Below are 8,275 nucleotides of genomic sequence, written 5' to 3'. Positions count from 1 at the left end.
AACGAGAAAACCCACTACGGTGCGATAGTATCCTCTTCAGAGGTGGGATGACAGAGAGGTCAGTCAAGGGATGGCTTTCGCTATCTCAATTGACTAAAAACTCCACTAAACAAATTGTTAATTTCTATTTATTTCTATATAATGAATATATAACAAAGGGGGGGGGAACTATGTTCCTAACTCAAAGTAACCAAATTCGAGGTCTTTCAAAAGAGCAATTCAGTCAACTGAGAGAACTATGTCACTATGCTAAAAACCTATATAACGTAGGTTTGTACAATGTACGCCAACCGTATTAAATAGTTTCTTTTCATCCATTGCTCTTGCCTCCCATGCCATTGAATTACGTCAAACTACTAATAAAACTATAAAAGAGATATTTAGATCCTGATTTATAATAAATATTTTATAATCGTAAAGGGAGAATATAATGTACTCTATAGGTAAATTTTCCGAAATATGTAATATTCCTGTTAAAACATTACGCTACTATAGCGACATTGGATTACTAAAACCTTCTTACATAGATCCTGTAACAAACTATCGATATTATGACTACGAAAAAATTCAAATCATGAAAAAAATTACGCTTCTAAAAAACTGTCAACTTTCCTTAACTACGATTAAGGAATTTATTGAAAACCCTGATCAAGTACAATGGAAAAGCATATTAGAGCATAAAATATATGAGCTTGAGGATCAAAAAGAACAAATCTCCAAACAAATAGAAGAGATGAATCGGTTAAAAATACAAATAGAAAAGAAAGCATCTATAATTCCTGGACCGGTTATATCTAGCTGTTATATTGAAAATCGAGAGGGACTAACAGTTTATTCTGTTCGTGAGAAAATAAAGATAAAATTTATAGATAAGTTGGTTAAAAAATTATTTGATCGAGTTTATGCTTTTAATCTTGTGATAAATGGAAAACTAATGGCTATCTTTCATGATAGAGATTTGAATCAAAAGGAGGCAGACGTAGAACTTCTTCTTCCAGTAAAAGATACGAATAAAATAGACAATTGTAGGATTTTAGACAAAGGGATATACGCATGTCTGACTGTTAAAGGTCCCTATTCAGAGTTGGATGTAGGATATGAAATATTGAAAAATTGGATACTAGAACAGAATCTAATTCAGAGCGGAAAAGCGATAGAGATTTATGAAAAAGGTATTGTTCCTTCTAATATTAATTTAAGAGACATACGACCAGATTTAAACAGACATCCATCAGAATTTATTACGAAAATATGTATTCCAGTTATCAAAAACTATAGTTAAGTAACAGTTATTTATATCGAAACAGGATAAACTCTCCACTAACTGGAGGGTTTATTCTATATATATACAAAAATCTAAACGGAGGGAATTACTATGTATCATCCGAGATTAAAAGGAAATGTTTATTAGGTAGGAAAGCATTATGCAGAAATCCTTTATAAAAATGGGTTTCGACTTCCAAAAACAACAGAGGAAAATTGAAATTTGGAGAGTTATGCAAACCTATTCTTACTGAATTTGATCCTTCTATTGTTAAAGAAATACAAGGACGGTTGATAAATGCCGTTTCAATAGGAACACCTTATGTATTACCAAGATATTAATCAATAAATTGGACTGGAGAGAGACAAATATGAAAGATTCAATTCAAGCTTATTTTTCTTTTCTTGAAGGCAACAACCACGAGATTGGTAGAAGGCAAGGAGAAGAAATAAAAAAGATTCCTAATGCAATGAATGTAGTTTTATTATCCGAACCAATAGATGAAGCGAAATTTAGGGATATGGAAAAATTAATGAACCAGTATTGTCCTGGTTTAATCGAAGAATTACAAGGGTTTGCAGATTCACTAAACGTAAAGCCTAGTTATCTTAATTTCTTTGATGAAGCTTTGCTACAACCAGGTGGATGTAGTTTGGGTGCTGTTTTACCGTCTAAAACAAATGATAGTAAAACTTATGTCCTTAGAAATTACGATTTGTCACCAGTAATATCTGATATGAGACTCTGTACAACAAAAGTAAAGGGTAAATACAGTCATACCGGATTCTCCGTTTCTTATTTTGGTCGAAGTGAAGGCTTAAATGAAAAGGGGTTCTGTGTAGCTTTTGCCTCTTGCGGTATGCCAGTTGGAAAACATCTAGGAATGAAAAAGCCTATCATAAAAGGATTACAGTTTATGGTAATAGTTAGAGCTTTACTTGAAAATTGTAAAGACGTTGAGGAAGGAATTTCTTATTTAGAGGATATGCCTATTGGAACAAATATGAATTTGCTTCTGGCAGATGCCGATGGTAACGCAGCTTTAATAGAAACTTATGATGGAAAAAAGGTTGTAGAAAGAGGCGATAAAAAATCTGGATTTTTTATTGCAACCAATCATGCTGTAATGCCAGAAATAATTAAGTTAGAAAGCGGAAAATTAGAACAATCTGAAATACGTTATAATTTTTTGAAAGACAACTTAGAAAGTAATAATTTTATTACAAAGAATGAATTACAACAATTAATGTTAAAGGAATACCCTAAGGGTGTAACAGTACACAATTTTGAAGAAAATTTCGGAACTGTTCATTCTATACTATTTAATCTTAATGACAAACAATTAGATATTTCTTTCGGTTCCCCTATAAATAATAAAATCTATAAATTAAAAGTAGGAGAAACCTTGCCTTTTAACGAACTAGAAATTTTTATTAAGAACAATAACTATGGGCCAAACTTTTGGAAACTAGTCAAATAATACTTCCAATATCAGAAGGAATGGATAACTCTAAGCATCCTTTTCTAAATAACCTAATACTAATTAAAATAACAAACGATTCCTTTCAAATAAGAAATCAGTTCTTTAGTGAATATTATAATATTTATAGGATGCGGAGAGATTATCAAGCCCTTTGTAACTTTTACGTGTCCCATAGTTATTGCGGCTTTGCTTAAAAATCGTATAAATACGCTCTTGTAAGTCTGCTTCCTCCGCTTGTTTTTCGTCATCTTCACGCTTGTGAAGGTGATAGTAGTAAGTACTTCTTGGAATTTGTAGGACGTCACACATGGCTGATACCGAATATTTGTGAGCGTTGTTGCGAATCACATCTATTTTCGTCCCATGATCAGCGCGGCTTGCTTTAAAATATCATTTTCCATTCGTAGGCGTTGCACTTCTTTACGTAGTTCAAGCAATTCTGTTTCTTCTGTCGTACGATTGTCTTCTGCCTTGAAAGATCCTGTTTCCTGGTGATTTTTAATCCAACGATCTAATGAAGAAGGCGTAATCTCATATTCTCTCGCAATATCCGCTCGCGATTTTCCGTTTTCATAGAGCTTCACCATTTGCCGTTTAAATTCGGCTGTAAACGTTCGACGTTCTCTTCTCATTTTGACCCGCTCCTTAAGGTTAGTCCTTTTAGTGTACTACCCCTTATAAGAGTTGTCTAACTTAGTGTAGCCTATCCGGCTTGCACCTTTAAGAGTGGGAGAAGTTAAGAAGTTGTTAAGAAGAAAATAAAAGGGATGATTCAGCTCGAAAAGTGCAGAACTTAAAACCCCAGAATGTTGATTTAGCAACATTCTGGGGTTTTCATTTGGGTGCTTATTAGAAATTGGACTTTTTCTATTGAAACACCCTATATATCCGATTTTTTTACCTATCCTCTATTTAGTTTTCTCACCTTCTGATCCCCTGGCAACGCTAATGCACTCACGCCTAACAGCGGCAATAGACTAGCAAGAATCATCATAAACTTTAAGCTATAGTGATCCGCTAAAACACCAAAGAATACAGAGCCAATGGCCCCCATTCCGAAGGCAAGCCCGACGATTAAGCCAGATACCGTCCCCACTTTTTCAGGCAGTAATTCTTGAGCGTATACAACGGAAACGCTAAAGCTAGAAAGTAAGATAAATCCAATTAGAAAGAATAGCGGCAAGACGAAAGCGAGTGGAACATAAGGTAAGACAGCGGCTAATGGAGCCGCTCCGAGCATCGAAAAGACGAGCAGGTTTTTACGACCGAAGCGATCGGCTAGTGGTCCGCCTAGGAATGTACCAGCGACACCAGCAGCCATGTACACAAATAAGTATAGCTGCGCTTCTTTAATTGATAGTCCGTAATCTTCAATTAAATAAAACTGATAGAAATTTGTAATCGCAGCTGCGTACCATGAGCGTGCAAAGACAAAAAAGATTAATAGAACCATGGCCCATTTGACGCTTTTATGTAGTTTTTTCTTGATTGCTGCACGCTTATTTTTCCTGGCTCGTTCGTTTATTTGTAATTGGTGTTTATACCAGGTAGAGACTCGATAAAGCAAAAGAATACCAACGGCAGTGACCACCGCAAACAACAATGCTCCTTTTTGACCTAATGGAACAAAGATAAAGGCTGTGAAAATCGGAGCAAGTGATTGCCCTCCATTTCCTCCCATTTGATAGATCGATTGAGCGAGTCCTCTTTTTTGTCCAGCGGCCATAAAAGCGACGCGTGAGCCTTCTGGATGAAAAACAGCTGAACCAAGCCCGATAAATAAAACGGCGAATAGCAGTGTATAAAAATTAGGTGACAAGCCAAAGCCGATGATCCCGAGCATCGAAAGCCCCATGCCGATTGGCAATAAGAACGGCTGTGGCTTCCGATCGGCGACGGCGCCAAACACGGGCTGCATTAATGAAGACGTAATATTCAGAACAAAAGCAATCCAACCAAGCTGTGCATAAGAAAGCGCAAGAGACTTCTCTAAAATTGGAAACATTGCCGGCACTACCGATTGAATGGAGTCATTAATGAAATGCCCGCCACTAATCGCAAATAATATGCTGTAGGTGGTCGCTTGACCGACAGACGATTGTTTTGCTGCCACTGACATCATGTCAACCTCCTTCTTCTCTATTTCATCCATTATAGTCGATTTGCCACAAAAAAACAGATTTCATAGAAGTTTCGCTCATACTTCTTTAATTTTTCACAATTATGTAGTAAAAAAAGAAGGAAAGGATGTGGCCCGATGAAAAAAGTGGTGGCACTGACTAGTTGGTTACTCCTCTTCCCTTTTAGCTCTAGTATGGTGAAAGCGGACACAACAACCGATCTTCAACCGTTAATCGATCAAGCTCCACCGAATTCGGAAATTCACTTAGAACGTGGATTATATGAAGGTCCTGTCGTTATTGATAAGCCGCTGACGATCACAGGCGAAAAAGGAACGGTCATTGACGGTGGGAAAAGTGATAACGTCGTCACGATTCAAGCAGATGACGTCACAATCCGTGGTGTGACCATTCAACATTCGGGAAAAGGAGCGCAACAAGCAGGTATTCTATTAGATAAAGCGAAAACAGCCACGATCAGTGGAAGTACATTTACGAACGTTCACTATGGCATCTTAGTTCGCGGTGGCGGCTCTCATACGATCTCACGTAATCATTTTTCTAGTTACCCAGGGCATTTTTCTGCTCGTGGAAATGGCATTCATTTATTAGCTACGAAAAATAACCGTCTAATTGAAAATGAGATGACCAACGTGCAAGATGGTATTTATTTAGATGAGTCGTCTAATAATGAGATGAACGATAACACAATTAGTGAAGCAAGATATGCGACTCATTTTATGTTTTCTACTAATAATTCGGTAAAAGATAATCATTTTTTTGGCAATATTAATGGGATTATGGCGATGAATTCGAAAGGAATTGACATTGAAGAGAACACTTTTGAAAAGCAGTTGAACTACCGAGGATTCGGCGTGTTAATTTATGAAACGGAAGATGTTCGGCTTGAAAATAATGAATTGCTTTATAATCATAATGGCTTATCGCTTCAATCTTCAAACAAGATTTTGATAAAGAATAATCTCGTCGCCGGTAATTATATCGGTCTAATCACAGAGGGAAAAAATAGCGACGTCCAAATAAGTGAGAATCGTTTAGAAGGAAATATTATTCAAACGAAGCTGACAGGTACCTCCTTTCCTCTCGATGATGGGAAGATCGGTAACTATTGGGATGATTATCATTCTTATGATTTGAATGGAGATAGCATCGGAGAAATTGCTTATAATGGTGGCTCTAGTTATAGCTCCCTTCTTCATCAGTATCCGCATTTGCAATTTTACTTTGAAAGTCCGGCGATGACGGTTTGGCAATCGGTCGAAAAAATGTTTTCGCTCCAAAGTGATGATGGCAATACGGATCGCTTCCCATTAGTCAAACAGGTGAAACCATTCGATGGATCGTATGCATTCATGGTGCTGATTCCTCTAGGAACGGTGCTGTACTTATGGACAAGGAAAAGGAGAAGAATATGATGAAACGTATATTTGTTGGACTGGCGGCTTCTGCAATGCTGTTGGCCGCTTGTGGAAAAGAACAGACGTATGAACCGGTAGAAATTAATCCCGATATTGATGTATGTGACGTTTGCAATATGAGTATTACTGAGCCTCAATATGCCACAGAGGTGATTTTAAAGGATGGTTCTGTCGAAACATTTGATGATATCGGCTGCATGGTCGAGTATTTACATGAGCAGGATGAAAAGGATATTGGCGAGAAGTATGTTCGTGACGCTCTAAGTGGTGATTGGGTGAAATTGAATGAAGCGACGTTTGTATACAATAAAGACTATTGGACGCCAATGGCTTACGGTGTCGTCTCTTTTTCGGACCAATCCTCCGCTGAAAAGTACATGAAAAAAGAAGGCAAAGGGGAAATGATGACGTTAGATGAAGTCATGACCCATGATTGGGGTGGCCATCAGTGACAGCTTGGACGATTGCTCGTCATGAAATGAAGTTAGCTTTCAGAAGTAAATGGCTTCTTGTGTTTGCCGGCTTGTTTACATTGCTTGCCGGCATCATTATTTTCTTTACTGGACAAGCAAGCGGCGAATTTGATGGATTTACCCGAAGTACAGCTAGTCTATTGAATCTTTCGCTATTTTTACTTCCTTTACTAACACTACTTGTAGGTAGTTTACTCATTGCTGGTGAAAAAGAAGACGGTCGTTTAGGTTTACTGCTCACTTATCCTCTGTCTTCGATGGCTGTCGTTGTTGGAAAGTATATCGGGCTTGCGATATCACTGATTTTTATTTTAGTGCTCGGTTATGGCGTATCAGCTTTGTTGTTTTTCCAAGTATCTGGAAGTGATTTTTCGTTGCTACTTGTCTTCTTCGGGATTTCGGTGCTATTAGTTTTGATGTTTTTATCTTTAGCGTTATTCACCGGAATTATAGCGGCAGGAAGGCTTCAAGCGTTAGGAATCGGGCTATTTTTATGGGCGTTTTTCGTCCTTTTCTATGAATTTATCATCATGGCAGCAACGATGATCGCTGGGCCGACCATGGTTTTGCCGATCCTGACTGTTTCTGTTTTTTTAAATCCAGTCGAGCTCATTCGGGTATTTACCGTTTTATTTCTCGGAAGCGGCACGATCTTTGGCCCTTCTGTATATGATTTTACCGTTTGGGCAGAAGGTAGTGTTGGTGTCGCCATGTTTGTGATTTCCTGCCTTATTTGGACGATCACACCGCTATTGCTTGCAAACTTTCTCATGAATCGAGGGAAAACATTATGATTACCTTTCGTGAAGTCAGTAAATCTTTTCAAAAAAAACAAGTGATCCATCCGCTATCATTTTCCGTTACTGCTGGGGAATGTATCGCTCTCTGTGGAGGCAATGGTGCGGGGAAAAGTACGATCATTAAAATGATGACTGGCATTTATACGCCCGATGCGGGAGAGATTCTGTTAAATGGTCATCGATCAGGAGATAAAAAAGCGGATTTTCGCTCGCAGTTTGCTTATATGCCCGATGACTTATCCGCTCCTCCCCTATTAACCGGTCGGGAAACGTTAACATACTTTGCCGATTTACAAAAGGCGGATCGTCAACAAGTGAACGAATTGCTGGCGCTTGTTGGGTTAAGTGAGCATGCCGATAAAAAAGTGAAATCTTATTCAAAAGGAATGCAGCAGCGACTATCATTTGCGCAAAGCTTGCTGTCGCAAGCCCCTATTTTAATTTTAGATGAACCAACGAATGGGCTCGATCCATATTGGGTGCATCGAATGAAGGAAATCATCGTAGAGAAAAAAAATCAAGGACAAACCGTTCTTTTTACGACACATATTTTATCGGTCGTGGAAGAACTTGCCGATACGCTCGCCTTTTTACAGGATGGTCGTTTACTCGTTCATGAAAAGGTGGAGGCGCTTCTACAGCAGCATGCTTCGCTTGATGAGGCCTTGTTTGCAGAATATAGCAAATAAAAAACCC

Annotated in this window: 7 protein-coding genes and 1 pseudogene; 6 read left to right on the top strand and 2 right to left on the bottom strand. The window is 38.1% G+C overall.

From position 1 onward, the window contains the following. Positions 1-430: 430 nt before the first annotated feature. Both CEF22_RS09965 and CEF22_RS09955 read left to right on the top strand, forming a co-directional pair. A complete protein-coding gene (locus CEF22_RS09965) occupies positions 431-1,282 on the top strand; it encodes a MerR family transcriptional regulator (protein WP_100402743.1) in 852 nt (283 codons plus the stop codon). A gap of 352 nt (positions 1,283-1,634) precedes the next feature. After that, entirely contained in the window at positions 1,635-2,744 is a 1,110-nt protein-coding gene (locus CEF22_RS09955) for a C45 family autoproteolytic acyltransferase/hydolase (protein ID WP_100402742.1), read from the top strand. Positions 2,745-2,906: 162 nt separating this feature from the next. On the opposite strand, the pseudogene CEF22_RS18855 reads toward CEF22_RS09955, so the two are convergent. Together CEF22_RS18855 and CEF22_RS09940 are read right to left on the bottom strand one after the other, a co-directional pair. Then, positions 2,907-3,379: pseudogene (locus CEF22_RS18855) on the bottom strand (transposase); the annotation flags it as partial. Between the two features lie 269 nt (positions 3,380-3,648). Further along, complete coding sequence (locus tag CEF22_RS09940) at positions 3,649-4,866, bottom strand: MFS transporter (protein ID WP_100402739.1); 1,218 nt, start codon at positions 4,864-4,866, stop codon at positions 3,649-3,651. A 138-nt stretch (positions 4,867-5,004) separates the two neighbouring features. Here CEF22_RS09940 and CEF22_RS09935 point away from each other — a divergent pair, with 138 nt between their 5' ends. Genes CEF22_RS09935 through ccmA form a run of 4 tightly spaced genes read left to right on the top strand, consistent with a single transcriptional unit; the run spans position 5,005 to position 8,268 of the window. Beyond that, positions 5,005-6,303 (top strand): right-handed parallel beta-helix repeat-containing protein, encoded by a 1,299-nt coding sequence (locus CEF22_RS09935; protein ID WP_100402738.1) that lies wholly within the window; start codon positions 5,005-5,007, stop codon positions 6,301-6,303. Then, positions 6,300-6,758, top strand: a complete 459-nt coding sequence (locus tag CEF22_RS09930; protein ID WP_232726097.1) for a nitrous oxide reductase accessory protein NosL — start codon at positions 6,300-6,302, stop codon at positions 6,756-6,758. The genes CEF22_RS09935 and CEF22_RS09930 overlap by 4 nt, the downstream gene beginning before the upstream one ends. Further along, positions 6,755-7,573, top strand: a complete 819-nt coding sequence (locus CEF22_RS09925; RefSeq protein WP_232726096.1) for an ABC transporter permease — start codon at positions 6,755-6,757, stop codon at positions 7,571-7,573. Before CEF22_RS09930 ends, CEF22_RS09925 begins: the two co-directional genes overlap by 4 nt. After that, positions 7,570-8,268: a heme ABC exporter ATP-binding protein CcmA gene (gene ccmA / locus CEF22_RS09920; RefSeq protein ID WP_100402737.1), complete on the top strand. Its 699-nt coding sequence runs from the start codon at positions 7,570-7,572 to the stop codon at positions 8,266-8,268. Before CEF22_RS09925 ends, ccmA begins: the two co-directional genes overlap by 4 nt. Positions 8,269-8,275 lie beyond the last annotated feature (7 nt).

Origin of the sequence: Bacillus sp. FJAT-42315 (genome assembly GCF_002797375.1) — a bacterium.
Taxonomy (GTDB): Bacteria; Bacillota; Bacilli; order Bacillales; family Domibacillaceae; genus Bacillus_CE.
This window is presented reverse-complemented; position numbering and strand designations above follow the sequence as displayed.

Excerpts from the sequence above, each read along its gene's own strand:
- CEF22_RS09965 (WP_100402743.1), top strand. The coding sequence starts at position 431 with ATGTACTCTATAGGTAAATTTTCCGAAATATGTAATATTCCTGTTAAA.
- CEF22_RS09935 (WP_100402738.1), top strand. The coding sequence starts at position 5,005 with ATGAAAAAAGTGGTGGCACTGACTAGTTGGTTACTCCTCTTCCCTTTT.
- CEF22_RS09955 (WP_100402742.1), top strand. The coding sequence starts at position 1,635 with ATGAAAGATTCAATTCAAGCTTATTTTTCTTTTCTTGAAGGCAACAAC.
- ccmA (WP_100402737.1), top strand. The coding sequence starts at position 7,570 with ATGATTACCTTTCGTGAAGTCAGTAAATCTTTTCAAAAAAAACAAGTG.
- CEF22_RS09940 (WP_100402739.1), bottom strand. The coding sequence starts at position 4,866 with ATGTCAGTGGCAGCAAAACAATCGTCTGTCGGTCAAGCGACCACCTAC.
- CEF22_RS09930 (WP_232726097.1), top strand. The coding sequence starts at position 6,300 with ATGATGAAACGTATATTTGTTGGACTGGCGGCTTCTGCAATGCTGTTG.